This window comes from Bacteroides sp. DH3716P (genome assembly GCF_025914115.1).
Taxonomy (GTDB): domain Bacteria; phylum Bacteroidota; class Bacteroidia; order Bacteroidales; family Bacteroidaceae; genus Bacteroides; species Bacteroides ovatus.
Window position 1 is genome coordinate 5590988 of sequence record NZ_CP083673.1, and the last position, 15497, is coordinate 5606484.

Consider the following 15497-nt stretch of genomic DNA (forward strand, 5'->3'; position numbering starts at 1 on the left):
TGTTATTGTAAAATTGTTATTTGATCAATACTTGGTGTAGCATCATTGCTTACACTTTTTAAGGTTATATTGTTTGCTCCGGAATATATGGTTATAGGAACTGACATTTCACGCCAGTGGAAACCAACACTTCCTGTATCGGTAAATTTAATTCTTTCCAACAGCTTGTCGTTATTATACAGCTCCATATATGAATATGTGCTGCTACTTTTCTGTGAGTATCTTATAGAAATTTTGGCATTGAATTTTCCACCATCATTTTCCTGATACCATGTGATAGAACCTTTACCTGCTTTCGGTATAACAAATCCGTCGCCGAAATACCCTTCGCCATCTTTTTTAGTTTTGACACAGTTAGTGAGACTGGCTGTTTCAGCCTGTTCTCCATTGAACTCGCATGCCGGTTCTCCTGGCTTTCCCCAATATAAGCCTTCGTTTGGACCAAAACTTTCCTGCATGTAAATTTCATCTTTACCATTTATATATATAACAGCTTTAACTGTAGCCGCCTCTTTTAGCGAAAATGGGGCATTGTATTTTTTACAATTCTTGTCAGGTTTCCTACCATCTGTAGTATAATATATCTCAACATTATCTTGGGGACTCTTTCCTCTTAATGAGATGCTTTCATATAAAATTGAAACTTTGTCTGAAGCCCATAATTTCTTATCGCCTGATATACATCCAAGATATAATGTAACGGGCGAATTTTCATTATAACCTGTAGACTGGATGAAAATCCTGTTAAGTCCAAAGAAACATCTTTTTGATTTTGCAATGAAGTTTGTTTCTGTATCAACAGGGTTACCGCTTTCAAATGATAGGATTCTTGCATCACCTTTTATATTGGCATGTATTCTGTTTTCTCCATACGGGTATAATATTCCGTTGTTGTCTTTTTGACTTATGGATATAATGCTGATATCTTGACAGTCTGCTTTCAGATTCTTGTTTTCGATGTCAATATCAATTTTAGCAGGTGTGCCCGCTGTGGCTTGCGATGTCCTGGCTATTTCTTTTCCCTTTCTGTATGCTATTGCTTCAATCTTTCCTGGTGTCCATGGGACTCTGAATTCACATTGCATTTCATTCCATTTTTCCCCTTTTTTTATTTTCCCAAGAGAATTCCCATTGAGTAAAAGTTCAACTTCATCGCCTGTTGTATACACCCATACAGGTATTTCTGTTCCTTCTTTCATTTTAGGATGTGTCCAATGTGGCAGAATATGAACCATATCCTTTGTTGTCCATTCACTTTGGTAGAGAAAGTACAAGTCTTTTGGAAAACCTGCCAAATCAAGTGCACCAGATTGGAAAGCTCTGAACGGCCATCCTCCATGTACATATCCTGCTTCGCCAAGGTAATCAAAACCAGTCCATCTAAAACTTCCGGAGAACCAGTCTTTGTCTCTTAACGATTCTATGATATGTCTGGCTGTAACTCGCACGGTGGCATTATCATACGAAGAGTTGAATATCTGTTTTGCACTCTTTCTTCTGTCTGGTGATGTCCAGTCATATGAGAAAATCTCTTTATCCGTAAGGTTGGGTATGAACATCGGATCTTGTTTCTTATTGGGGTACTTGTCTCTATACCACGTCTGTGTTCTATAATATCCTCTAACTTGCCATGTATGAGGGTTTTCTGTTCCTATGAATGCTCTATTTCCCGGCTTATATGTTTCAAGAAAAGTTTTCTTTTCGCTCCATCCGTTCACGCCATATACATCCATATCTTCAGAGTTTGAGTCTCCTGAAGTGACTAATCTCGTATGATCTTCCTCATGGCATATTTTTACCATCTTTTTGGCAACATCGCCTTTGGTTTCATTCCCTATACTATATAGGAACACTGAGGGATGATTCCTGTCCCTTCTAATGAAATCTCTTAAGTCTCTCTCATACCAATTGTCGAAAGCCTGGAATCCATAGTCAAAGTCTGCTTTTTTGTGCCATCCGTCGAATATTTCGTCCATGACGAACATTCCAAGCTCATCGCAAACTTTATAGAAAATAGGCAGATGAGGGTTGTGAGCCGTTCTGATGGCATTACATCCCATATCTTTAAGAAGTTTAACTTTCCATCTGATGAGTTGTTCTGTTGTAATGGCTCCAGTAGGACCTCCTTCCATATGTTCGCATACGCCTCTAAGTTTATACTGTTTTCCGTTCAGTATAAATCCTTTATTGGGACTCCATTCTATATATCTGAATCCGAAATCGATACTTTTCGTTTCGATTATATTGTTATTTCTGTCGGTAAGTGTTATTCTTGATGTATATAGGTTAGGATTTTCAGGAGACCACAACTCGGTCTTTTTGATTTTTAGGTTGAAGTTGATTTCTGCATTGTTGTTGTTAGTGGAAAACTCTAATGTTTCCGATTGTGCTTTGCATTTACCTGCTTTGTCAAAAATTTCCAGTTTGGCTAAATAGTTGGCAGATTTTTCGGCTGAAATAACTTTTGCGTTTACACAGACTTTGTCTTTCGAGGGGGTAGTGATAAAAATTCCATCTTTTTCAAAGAAAGCATTTTTGTGGCTTCTTAATGATACATTTCCATATATTCCGCAGCCATGATACCAGCGGGCGCTGGGTTCCATACTATTGTCTACTCTTACTGAGATGATATTTCTGCCTTCCACAAGGTATTTCTTTATATCGAATGAGAACGGAATGTATCCGTATGGTCTTTCTCCTGCAAAGTTACCGTTTATCCATACCTGATTGTTCATGTATGAAGCCTCGAAGTCTATGAAAATAAAATCATCTGACAGGTCTTTTTCAGTCAGATATATCTCTTTGCGATACCATCCTATACCGCCTCCAAGGTAGCCACCCTTGTCTTTCTGTGAGGCATTTGCTGAATATCCGTTCTCAAAAGCCCAGTCGTGAGGTATGCGGATGTCTTTCCATTCTGAGTCATCAAAATCTACATATTTTGCTTCTGGTATGTCACCGTAAAAGAATTTCCAGTTATTGTTCAAGTTTTTTATATTTGCTGAGATATTCGCTATGTTTAATAACAGTAAAAGTGTTAAGATAAATATATTTCTCATATAGGGTATAGGATTAGATTGTTTATTGAGTTTTACAATATTTATAGCATAGGGAACATCTGTCTGCTTAGTTTTTACCTATGATAGTAACAGATGTTTCCTATATTTAATGCTATAGAAGTAGTAAAAGGTTCCAGTATCTTTTTATGTTATAAAAGTTCTTTTGGAGTAGCTTCTTCTATCCACTTGTTCAGTCTTTCAAGCATATCTTTTGTCCTTTCCGGATATACGTTGATAAGATTTGTGGTTTCGCTTTCATCATTGCTGATATTATAGAGCTGCACCTTTCCGCTTCTGTATTTAATCAGTTTCCATTCGCCGTTTATTATAGCAGCATTCTGGTCTTCGTAGCTTCGGAACATAAACAAGTCTCTGTCTTTTAGTTTCTTACCCTTTAGAACTGGGACGAGGCTCTTTCCTACTACCTGTTTGTCCTTACATGGTTTGCCTGAAGCAAGTTCTACAAGAGTAGGGTAGACATCGATTGTTTCTACCGGCTGAGTTATAGTCTTGCCCATCATTTTCTTATGAGTAGGGTCGTATATGATAAATGGTACGCGTGAACCGCCTTCAGCCAGTGCATCTCCTCCTATCTTGCCACCTCTTAAATGTCCGTTCTTGAAAGCCCCTCCCTGGTCGGAAGAGAAGATTATAACTGTATTGTCAGCAATTCCTTTTTTCTCTAGCGAACTTCTGATTTCTCCTACAGTCTCGTCAAGCGCCTCAATCATCGCTGCATACTGTGCGTATTTTCCGGTAAGCCCTTTCTTTTCATATTTTGCCACTAAGTCTTTTCTTCCTATTTGAGGGCCATGTACTCCATAATACCACACGTTGAGCAGGAAAGGTGTCTTTTTGTCGTATTTATTAATGAAATCTACCGCTCCGTCTCCAATGAGATTTGTCAGATAAGTATTCTTTCTGGCTTTTGGGAAAGGATTGTTAGTCTTGAAGAACGGTTGGTAGTAGTTGTTCGGATGTCCGTGTTCGCATGTACCGTACATAGCGTCGAATCCTTGTTTTGTAGGGAAATATGGTTCTGTGCCAAGATGCCATTTACCTACAAACATGTTATAGTAACCGAATTCTTTAAGTCGTTCAGCATAAGTGATTTCTTCCAAGGGGAGATACGCTCTCGACTTCATTTTGCCGGGGTCTTTGTCGAATGTTTCAAATTCAAGGCTTGTATCTTTGCCGTATATATGTCTTACGAATCCGCATCTTAACGATTCTTTGCCTGTCAGAAGCGATGCTCTGCTCGGGCTTGAAGTAGCACTGGCTACATAGGCTCTTGAAAAATACAGTCCGTCAGACTTTAGTTTGTTGATGTTTGGAGTATCGAATACAGGGTTGTTATATCCCAAATCAGCCCATCCAAGATCATCTACAAACAGCATTACTATGTTGGGCTGCTCCTGTGAGAATGCCGTTACCTGACTTCCTAGCAATAGGGCAGAGACAGTTATTAGATTCTTCATAATTATTCGAATTTCAGATTTTTATTTCCTTTAATTTTCAAAGTTTCTCTTGATTTCTTGTCGGCTTCCAGTACTTTAGCCGGTTTCAGTCCTGTGTGTATATTATCCTCGATTGTGACATTTTTGCAATTCTCCAACTGGAAAACCGGTGCGTCAGGGAACGGGGCTTTTTCCTCATTGTTAAGGTTTATTCTGTTGCCTTTGATAATAAGGTTTTCTGCTCTGTCCGCCCATACCACTCTCGGATTAAATCCGTCAATCTCATTGTTTATGATATTGATGTTCTTGTCGTAGCACTCAGTCTGGTCGAAGTTCTTGCCAAGTCGTGGAGTGATGTATATTGCGGCATGAGGTTTTCCGCAGTCGGCATAGTTCTTGAACTTGTTATTTCTGATTGTCACGTCGTTTACAGCACCGGATTCAAACCAGAAGAATGTTTCGCCTCTGAAGAGTATTGCCGACATCATTGATGACAGATTATTGTTTTCAATAACAGTTTTCAAAGGGGTTTTCAGAATGAGATTTCTTGCCCTATGGTTTCTTATAGTACATCCTCTCACTGTAAATGTCGGATTCCATGTTTTGTTTTCCACTACATCTCCTGTTTTCAAATCAGACGGAATAGCATTGGCGAAAGTCAGATCCATGTATGTTTCGTTAATGATGTTGATTTTTGTGACTGTATTTGTTTCAGCTCTGGCCGGTGACGGATACTTTATGAACCAAACCTCGTCGCCGGGGGCAGCAAATTTGAATCCCAACTGTTCGAAGTGTTTCAGAGCTACTCGTATCGTTTTGGAGTCGATAATCTTGTTTACTTCCACATATGTGCCATGTACGTTAGTTCCGTCATCAAGCATATTCTCAAATGTGCATCCTTCAATCAGAATATCTCCCTTACAGTTGGCAAAATGTGTGGCGTCTGCAGTAGATGAGATTACTCTGTCTGAATTAGGGGGAAGAACAACTTTACAACCTCTTATTTTTATGTTTTCAGAACGTTCGAAAAGATATGCCATACCTAGGGCATGATGTACCGTTACGTTGTTGAGAGTGATGTTCTGACACTCCTTAAAATCGAATGCAGGAGCATATCTGTCCTTTTCTCTGTCGCCCTTAGAGCTTAGCAGTGAGCCGATTGGTGGATAGTATTTTTGTTTTTCGTATATACGCAGGTTTCCGTTAGGAAGCTCCACCACCTTTGACGGGTCACTGTGCATATCTTGTGCACCGGTTACTACTTTCTTCTTTTCCTTGTCGAAAGGCAATGTGCTGCCTAATATGGAATAGTTAAATCCGTCAATGTTAGGGAACATTATTTTATTCTTCTCTATTTTCCATGAGAAACCATCCCTTAATGGTCTTACTTCCCTCCATCCTTCTTTGCGATTGATGTCTATGACTTCAGCAAGGAATGTAAAAGGTATGTCCCAGTTTATGGTAATGCCTGATATATTCACTTCATTACATTCCTCTATCAGGAAAGGGAATAACTGACCATGACATAAGATGGTAGCTCCGTTGCCTTCTATTTCCACTTTCTTGAAGCCTTTGATAGGGAATATGATTTTCTTTGAACCATTGCCGTGATTTGTTATTGCACAGTATTTTTCTGTTGCATAGTCCGGCTTGCAGAAATATGTTCCTTTTTCAAGTACTATTTTTATATCATCTGTCTTCGCACTTTCTATAGCCATTCTTATATTCATAGTTACCTCGCCATTCTGTAGCGGAATGTTGATGATTTCTTTTGCAGCTGTATATGAATTTGTTATCAGTGTTAATACAGACAGAAATGTAATTCTTTTCCAGATTTTGGGTATAGTCATAAATTTTTGAATTATTTTAAGAATAAATATCCGGACAGTGGAGTGTAAAGATTATCTCCACTATCCGGCAGTAATAGATTTATTTTAGAGTTTCTCCTTTTTTATTCGGATTGTAGTATTTTCCTACAGAATTTAGGAATTCGGCCTTCATTTCTTCAAGCATTTTGCCTTCTTTAGCAGCCAAATCTTCATTCTGGGCAAAATCATTTTTCAGGTTATATAAAGCAAAATCTTCGACAGTTCCGAGTTCATTTCCTGTTTTGTTTACCTTTTCACCTTTGTATGGAGGTATAAGTGCATAGTCGCCTTTTCTGTATGCAAGGCGGCCCATTGCTTCAGTTATAAATGATTCTCTACCATCAGTAGATTCTCCCATGAACACCGGTAAGAAGTTCTGGCTGTCAAGTCCTACAGGAATTTCTTCATCTATCAGCTCGGCAAATGATGCAAGCATATCCATATGCGAAATAAGGGCATCCGATTTGACCGGCTTGATATGACCTTTCCAGTAGACAAAGAATGGAACCCTTGTTCCTGCTTCGAACAGACTGTATTTACCTCCTCTTAATCCGCCTGCCGGTTTGTGGTCGCCAACAAGTTCCGGTGACTGGTCTTTGTAACCGTCGTTAAGTACCGGGCCGTTGTCGCTCGAGAATACTATCAAAGTATTTTCCAACAGGCCTTCTTTCTCAAGCTTCTCTATCAGTTGGCCAACACACCAGTCTGCCTCTATAATAGCATCTCCGCGAGGTCCCATTGTCGTTTTGCCGGCAAAACGCTGGTGAGGGGCGCGTGGTACATGTGGCTGGTGAAGTCCATAATAAAGGAAGAATGGTTTTTCTTTGTTTTCGTCAATGAAATTCATTACTTTACCTACGAAATAATCAGCCATATCTTCATCCACCCATTTAGCTTTCTCTCCACCTTTCATATAGCCTATACGGGGAATACCGTTTACTATTGAATTGTTATGTCCGTGCGCCCAGTGCATTTTCAGCATTTCCGGATGGTCTATGGCTGTAGGTTCTCCTTCAAAATTCTTTTCATAACTCACCTGAATAGGGTCTTCAGGGTCAAGTCCGACTACTGTACCATTTTCAACATAGACTGTAGGTACACGGTCGTTTGTCGCTGCTATAAGACATGAATAATCGAAACCTATTTCATTTGCCCCGGGAGTTACTCTCTTGTTCCAGTCCGGATTTCCCGAACCCATTCCAAGATGCCATTTGCCAATTGCCGCCGTAGTATATCCTGCATTTCTGAACATTTTCGGCATTGTAAACTGTGCTGTGTCAATCAGAAGAGGAGCGTCGCCCGGAAGAATCTTGGCATTCTTGTTTTTCCATGGGTATGAACCTGTAAACATCGCATAGCGACTAGGTGTTGATGTAGCAGAAGTGGCATGCCCATCAGTAAAACAAACACCTCCATTCGCTAATTTGTCAATATTTGGTGTAGAGATGGTTTTACTTCCATATGCGCTGACGTCGCCGTATCCTAAATCGTCCGCAAGGATTACTATTACATTCGGTTTGCTTGTTTTCTCTGTTTTCTCTGTTGAAGAACATGCAGTCGAACTTATGGCTAAAGGAGCCAAAACAGAACTGAATAATAAATAATTTTTCATGATAAAATATTTTAAAGAATTTGTTCCCTTTTTTTATATCTGCAAATATAAATTGTAAATCCATACTGTGGGTATCTTGTTGTATAATAGATGTATCTGTAGGTATTATTATGTTTCTCAATTGCTTAAAGATACATTCCTGTACCTGCAGATACGATAAATATACCTATAAATACATATTAATATGATGGTATTGGTATTTTTGTGTTCGAAGAAAAACAATAACCTTTAAAAATTATGAAAACAGAAAGTTTTACATCATTATTTGCTCTTTGTATGCTGGCGTCTTGTTCAGTGTCCGAAAAGAACAAATTAGAGAGTCGCCCTAATGTGGTATTTATCCTGGCTGATGATTTGGGATATGGCGATGTGAGTTGTTATGGACAGGAGAAATTCACTACTCCTAATATAGATGCTCTTGCCTCCGAGGGTATGAAGTTTACTCAGTTTTATGCCGGATGTACGGTGTCTGCACCGTCAAGGTGTTCGCTGATGACAGGATTTCATACAGGCCATGCTCAAGTTAGAGGTAACAGAGAACTGAAAGGTGAAGGCCAGTTGCCGATGGCGGAGGGGACATATACCATTGCGCGCATGTTTAAGGATAATGGATATGCCACCGGGGCTTTCGGAAAATGGGGTCTTGGCTTCCCTGGATCTGAAGGAGATCCTAATAATCAGGGATTCGACGAGTTCTTTGGATATAACTGTCAAAGACAGGCTCACAGATATTATCCTTCTCATCTTTGGCATAATCAGGAAAAAGTCATTTTAGAGGGGAATGATACCAAAAACAAGACAGTTTATGCTCCTGATCTGATACATGAAAAAGCCCTGGATTTTATCAGAACTAATAAAGATAAGCCTTTTTTTGCATTTATTCCCGTGATACAGCCACATGCAGAACTTCTGGTTCCTGAGGATAGTATTATTGAAAAGTATAGAGGAAAGTATCCGGAAACTCCTTTTGTGGCAGACAAAGAAGGTGCGGAATATGGAGATCCGGACTTCGATGTGAAAGCTTACTGCTCGCAGCCGGAACCTCATGCCACTTTTGCTGCTATGGTGTCAAGGGTGGACAAGTATGTTGGCGATGTGACAGGTTTGCTCAAAGAACTCGGAATAGACGATAATACGATAGTGATATTCAGCAGCGACAACGGACCTCACCTTGAGGGCGGAGCCGACCCGGATTTTTGGAATAGCAATGGTGATTTCAGCGGATATAAAAGGAGTATGACGGATGGTGGCATCAGAGTGCCTATGATTATAAAATGGGGTGACAGGATTAAAGCCGGCTCCGTAGAGCAGCATATTGGTGCCTTTTATGACTTCATGCCTACATTTGCGGATCTGCTTGGAGTGGATGTAGACAAAACTGACGGTATATCTTTATTGCCTGTCATTACTGGGAGTGGAGAGCAGAAAGCTCACGAATTCCTCTATTGGGAGCATCAGGGGAACGTGGCTATAAGAATGGGCGATTGGAAGGCTATACGTACAGGGCTGCTTAAGGACAAGGATGCACCTCTGAAGCTTTACAATATCAGTAGCGATGTGGCTGAGGTGAATGATGTGGCTGCTCTCAATCCGGAAATCGCAGCCAAGGCGATGGAGATTATGAAAAGGGAACATACTGTGAATCATAATTATCCGCTTTATGCTTCGGAGAGAAAGAAATAATGTTATATTAAGGTTTTAGTGGCTTTTAAGGTAAAAGGATTTGGATAACATTACTACTTGCCATATGGCAAGTAGTTTGTAAAATTTAATATAAAAATGTTAGTAAATGAGTTCGCTTTAATAAGTAAGTAAATTTTTGTTATACGGTTCAAGCGGTACTATAAAATACTAAATGTTTTTATTATAAAAAAACTCTAAAAACACAAAATATGCCCCTCCTTAAAGGACATCCAGAATATTTATTAGATCATAACTATTTATTAGTTATGCTTTTGAAGCATTCTTCAAACAAATTTATACTGGCTTTCTTCTCATACTCTCAGATTCATTAGCGAAGTACGTGATGGACTCCAATACAGGAGCACTATTTGTCTATTCAAATAAGACTGAGTAACGGCGATAAAGAACATGCAAACTTATCACTGTACCCGTATCCTTCCTTTCTCACACATGTGGCTACAATAATATGATTGTAAGCATTGGGATGACCGTTATTGTATTCTTCATTACCTTCAGTAAACAAACTGTTTGAAGATTGCTTCGGGAATCGTTAAGGTTATTTCTTCATTGGGCTTTTTATTCCATTTAGAAATGTTATCTCAGTATCGGCTTAAAAGAGAACACATCATACCAGAAGATTTATTGAACATATCAAAGTGTTTAGCAGAGGGACTTTTCTTGAACATATAAATTTTCCATATCATTTAATATTATGATACAATGATGTTAAAAAACTATTTAAAATAGTATAAATTCAAAGTACTAAATTAAAATTTGATATTAAAAATTAAGCTCCATTTATTGAGGTGAATTCAACATATTAATATTGTACAAACAATGAGAAAGAAATCTTTTATTACGGCACTGCTTGTCAGTGTCATGCCTGCATTGGTGTCGGCAGGTAATATAAGCTCAATAGACACAAAAGGGAATATCGTGATGAAAGTGCGTATAGCCAAACGGGGGAATGATAATATAATTATCGGCTCGGATTATAACGGAGTAGTCCTTGCCACCGACTATAAGGGCAACATCATGTGGAGAACAGATGTTGGCCACGGAAGCATGAACCATGACCTGTGGTGTGCTGATATAGACTCCGACGGCAAGCAGGAAATCTTTGCAGCCAATGCTAGCGGTAGAGTGGTATGTCTTGATTTGAAAGGTAATATAAAATGGACATTCACTCCTTATGATGGCGTACATCGCACTCCGATGTATTCCGTGTGCGTAGTGAAGAAGGAGAACAAGCCATATGTAGTCTGCGGTGACTTCTCTACAGACTGTTATTATCTCGATGCCGTGACTGGAAAACTCGTACAGAAACTCTCGAGCAGGGACTATTCCAAGGCTAAGGTCTTCAAGATTGACAAGAAATTCAATTCTCTGCATATAGCGAATTTCCTCCGTCCTATTCCTTTAGACGGGGAGAACGACCTGCTCTTACTCCATGGCTCGAACAATCACATGCAGTCCTCGGGTGAGTTTTATGTAATGGAACCTTTGACTGACAAGGTGCTTTCGTATGTGGCAAAACCCTTGAAGCAGAAAGGTACGGTGGGCGATGTGCGTGTGGCCGACCCTGATGGTGACGGCACATATGAGGTATTGTTCGGCTCGTCGGTGCTCAACGGCAACGAGTTCGGAAGAATAGAGTTCTCCGATACTTATACTCATGCCAAATTATTTTCGTATCCCATACAGCAGAAGAATATAGGAAAAGTATCCTACAGAGTGAACCAGCCTTTCATCTTATACGGCAAATCGGGCTATGACTATGGAGTGCTTTCGTCAAATGCAATGGTTTTCTTTTCCTCGGAAGGATATTCAAAACAGATTAAGGACAAACTCCTCACGACATTTGCCTATAATGATATGTGTCAGGACGACAAGGGTAATATCATACTTGCAAGTTGTCAGGACGGAGGCAGCTGCATCCATATTATCGACACCGGAAAGTCCTCGTGGAAGTACGACTATGAAGATCTGATGCCGGAGGGAAACATACAGCGCATAATGGACTACACCACTGAGGTGAGAAAACAGCTGAAGAACTTCAGAAAGCCCGAATGGCAGCGCGAGCCGGTCTGTGTCACCGGATTTGAGGGTTCAAAAGAGCCTATATTCCAAGAACTTGATGACTCTAAATCCCTCGTCCTTTTAGGCTCGCCATGGAACAGAGGACATAATCAGGAATCTTCGTGGAGATTACCACTTTATGAAGGAAACATATATCTTAATTCAAGGGACAGAAGAAACAAGTATGACCGTTCAGCAAAGGAAATAGTTGATTATTTCACTCCGTCGTATGATGGAGTGAAAGGTATTTCAACGTGGGCAGGCCATGGGAATGATCCGTTGTATTATTCTCTTGACGTGCTTAAGGAAATTGCATCGTATGGATATGAGCATGATGGGAAAAAGACCATATACATATATCCGGAAATGAACCATACAGATAAGGATTTTGGGTTCGTAATGAAAAATCAGGTTTATCCGCTGGTGGAATTTATGGGTACCATAAAGTCTAACGTGGCTTTCCGTGCAAAGAATGTATTCTGGCAAGGACAGGTTTACACTAAAGATTGGGAGCCGGTCGTTTCAGGTAAATATGCAGCCGAAGTCATTCCTATCCTGGAAGAAACAACTGACAAGACGCAGGATTTGAGTATAGCCGGACGTATGGGGCTATGGACAGCCGGAAGTGTTGACGGATGGGGGGTACGCTGTTCGCGCGATGATCCAAGTTTCGACCGTTCGCGTCAGTTCTCATCACAGAAACTCTCCAATCATGTTTTGAGAAAGACCGTCTACAGCCTTGCTTGCGGAGCAAAATACATTCATAACACAGCAGAGTCAGACAATGAGACACTGGAATACCATGCAAGCCTCGCATACGAACTGCTTGCCAAGGAAGCCCTATACGTTCCTAAGCGAAATGAGATACTGAGCATCTCGCCCGTTCATCTGAGCATGTATAATCCGCAGGAAAGCTATCTTACTGAGGCCGAAGACCACAAATGGTGGATATATTTCGACAAGGACAGAGAGGAGACACAGCCGAAAGTGTTCAGCCATATGAACGCCTCATGGCTTGGCGCTTCGCTCACTCCATGGGATTTCTCCACCTATGCATCGGGCGTGACAGACAGAAGACAGAACTCCATCCCGACTTATCCTAACGGCATGGTGCTCATCACACCCGTACAGAACAAGGCTCTGAGAGAGAAAAACTCTGTCAGAGGCAATCTTGCGGACAATCTGCATCCTTTCTACAAATCCATAATGAAGGAATACATCACCGACGGAGTGGATTATCTCTCTGCCGACGGAAAGCAGCGTTTTAAAGCCGATGAGTTCTACAAGCAGATAAAGAAGGACATAGAAGAAGGAGCGAAGAAACTGCCGGTGCTCGTAAAAGGTGAAAAGACAGGATGGGTGGTGGCTCAGGTATCGCCTACCCACTTAAGACTCACTCTTGTCGACGGAGGATATCTCGCCCCGATGGACAGAAAGGTGAAAGTAACGCTCAACAATCTCGCAGTGAAGAAAGTCAGCGACATACTCGACGGAACTTCCTACAGCGTCAAGGACAGCTCGTTCGATGTCACCGTTCCGTGTGGCATGTTCAGATTCATAGATATAGAGCTGCAGAAACCTTTTATGTAAATGTTTGATACATAACCAGATAAACGATTCAAAACTTTAATTAGTCCGGCTGATTGTAGGTTTGTATGTGCAACCCTAAGTCCGACCGGGCTATTACATGCCGCACTCGAAAACATAGTTCCACAGACTGGAGCCATACGCGACGTGTGCGCACCAAACAGGCGGGGAAGAAATGAATTGCCTTGAAAAAGTGAACAGCTTAGATTACAACCTTACCCTCTACACACCTATGAACAACGATGCAGTGCTAAGTAAAGCCAGAGTGCACTGGTGCGGAAATTCGGTAACAGTAGCTGAAACCTCCCGTGAACTCCCGATGCTCGTCGAAGGAGCCTCATGGAGTCTGTTCAGGATAGACGACACCCACTCGCGCCTTTTGCTCATAGACCCCGGATACGTCTCGCCCTCGAAGATTAAGGCAAGAATAATGCTTCAGAATGCCAGACCTATCAAGGCCACAGACATTCTTACGGGCGAAGAAATAGAAACCGGCAAAGACATCATAACGATAGAAGTCCCTGCCGGTTCGATGAGATTTATAGATTTTGAGTATCTTAATAGGTAGCAATCCGACAATTAGACGAGTTGACAAGGCTGCCATCCAGGCGGTAACATAGTTCAACTCGTCTACTTATCAACTCGTAACTGAAGCCTTATTATTTAATTTTCTTGCTATAGTCCAGAGCTTTACCCATATACGGATACTTGTCGAAGATATCCCCTTTGCCGTACATTCTCGGGTCGCCGGTTCTCTTCAGCTCATTCTCCATACGTTTTCTCAGCTTGTCCATCACCTTTCTGTATTCAGGGTTCAACGCCTGATTCTTCATGCAGTGTGGATCCTCCTTAATGAGGTAGAACTCCTCGCCCGGGCGTTTTGCGAACGCCATTTCGTTGTAGCGGTAATCCTTGTCGCCTGGTTTCAGTCCCGTCAGGTACGACTTCGTAGGCGAGTTGTCGCAGTTTCTGTAGTCATACTCTGGATTTCCCACCGGCCATCTTTCCGGCTTATAGTTCACCACATACAGATATTCGTCCGTTCTTATGGCTCTCACCGGATAACCCAAGTTCACTCCATCCTCATTGGCGCGTCCCACATCGTGTCTTTCCTTAATCAGAATCATATGGTCGCGCTTCTTGTCTATGCGTCCGCTTTTCTTCGATGTGAGCAGGTTTATGAAGCTCTTTCCCGTCATGCCGAAGTTTCCGTCTATCTGTGCAGCCTCCAGCAGGGTAGGAGCGATGTCGTGGAAACCGATAAAGTCGTCTACCGAGCGTCCGCCCATTACCTTACCCTTCCAGTATACTATGAACGGCACATGAAAGCCTTCCTCATATATCTGTCCCTTGATACGAGGAAACGGCATGCCATGATCTGATGTCACTACAATCATGGTATTCTCCAGCATACCTTTCTCCTTGAGAATCTGTACCGCCTCGCCCACATGCTTGTCGAACCATTCCACCTCCACGGCATAGTCCATTATGTCCCCCCTCACTATCTCGTTGTCTGGATAGAAAGGCTGCACATACACGCTGTCGATGCTCTTCCCGTTCTTCTTCCATGAGTCCTTCTCGTAGAATCTGTGCGGTTCCTTACAACCCAGCCAGAAGCAGAAAGGCTTTCCCTCTTTGTTATCGTCGAGGAATGCCCTGAAGTTGCCCGAGTAGTCAGTGTTGAAGATACCCTTTGCCGGTCTGTCCTTCACCGTCAGCTTGTTATACTCCGGTCCTGCAGGGTTGTCCTTTGTGTCGTACGTTCCGGGACCCCAACCTTTGCCCGTATACCCCACGTAATAACCGTTCTCCATCAACACCTGCGGATAGAGTGTGAACTCCGCCGGGAAATGCGGAAAATGGTTGGTAGCTTCCTTCAGCTGCCACGAGTATTTCCCCGTCAGGATGCACGCTCTCGACGGAGCACTCTTAGGGTTCTGCGTATAAGCGTTTGTAAACACCACTCCTTCCGATGCCAGAGCATCGATAGCCGGAGTATTACAGTTTCTTCCTCCATAAGCTCCGAAGCTTTCTCTCGAAGCGTCGTCGGCAATACAGAACAGTATGTTAGGCTGTTCGTTTTCCCCCATCACCGCTGCCGAAGTCGCAAGCAAGGGGAGTAGAGTCAGTTTGTTTTTAAGCATGGTTTTTT

At 41.6% G+C, this 15497-nt stretch carries 8 protein-coding genes; 3 read left to right on the forward strand and 5 right to left on the reverse strand.

Going from position 1 to position 15497, the window contains the following annotated elements:
- Positions 1–2: 2 nt before the first annotated feature.
- The 4 genes from KQP79_RS21370 to KQP79_RS21385 form a co-directional block, all read right to left on the reverse strand.
- The gene (locus tag KQP79_RS21370; protein WP_004320061.1) at positions 3–3059 is read right to left on the reverse strand and encodes a glycoside hydrolase family 2 TIM barrel-domain containing protein; all 3057 of its coding nucleotides are present in this window, start codon (positions 3057–3059) and stop codon (positions 3–5) included.
- A gap of 149 nt (positions 3060–3208) precedes the next feature.
- Positions 3209–4537, reverse strand: a complete 1329-nt coding sequence (locus KQP79_RS21375) for a sulfatase (protein ID WP_004320059.1) — start codon at positions 4535–4537, stop codon at positions 3209–3211.
- A 2-nt stretch (positions 4538–4539) separates the two neighbouring features.
- Positions 4540–6366, reverse strand: coding sequence for a right-handed parallel beta-helix repeat-containing protein (locus tag KQP79_RS21380; RefSeq protein WP_004320057.1), 1827 nt, complete (start codon positions 6364–6366; stop codon positions 4540–4542).
- A 79-nt stretch (positions 6367–6445) separates the two neighbouring features.
- Positions 6446–7996: a sulfatase family protein gene (locus KQP79_RS21385; protein ID WP_004320055.1), complete on the reverse strand. Its 1551-nt coding sequence runs from the start codon at positions 7994–7996 to the stop codon at positions 6446–6448.
- Positions 7997–8233: 237 nt separating this feature from the next.
- Between KQP79_RS21385 and KQP79_RS21390 the strand changes: the two genes are divergently transcribed.
- The 3 genes from KQP79_RS21390 to KQP79_RS21400 all read left to right on the forward strand — a co-directional run bounded on the left by KQP79_RS21390 (position 8234) and on the right by KQP79_RS21400 (position 13913).
- Positions 8234–9679 (forward strand): arylsulfatase, encoded by a 1446-nt coding sequence (locus KQP79_RS21390; RefSeq protein ID WP_004320053.1) that lies wholly within the window; start codon positions 8234–8236, stop codon positions 9677–9679.
- Positions 9680–10516: 837 nt separating this feature from the next.
- Positions 10517–13348 carry a hypothetical protein gene (locus tag KQP79_RS21395; RefSeq protein WP_004320048.1) on the forward strand — a complete coding sequence of 944 codons (2832 nt, stop codon included), beginning with the start codon at positions 10517–10519 and terminating at the stop codon, positions 13346–13348.
- A gap of 172 nt (positions 13349–13520) precedes the next feature.
- A complete protein-coding gene (locus KQP79_RS21400; RefSeq protein WP_004320047.1) occupies positions 13521–13913 on the forward strand; it encodes a hypothetical protein in 393 nt (130 codons plus the stop codon).
- Between the two features lie 91 nt (positions 13914–14004).
- On the opposite strand, the gene KQP79_RS21405 is transcribed toward KQP79_RS21400, so the two are convergent.
- Positions 14005–15489 (reverse strand): sulfatase, encoded by a 1485-nt coding sequence (locus KQP79_RS21405; RefSeq protein ID WP_004320045.1) that lies wholly within the window; start codon positions 15487–15489, stop codon positions 14005–14007.
- Between the last annotated feature and the right edge of the window lie 8 nt (positions 15490–15497).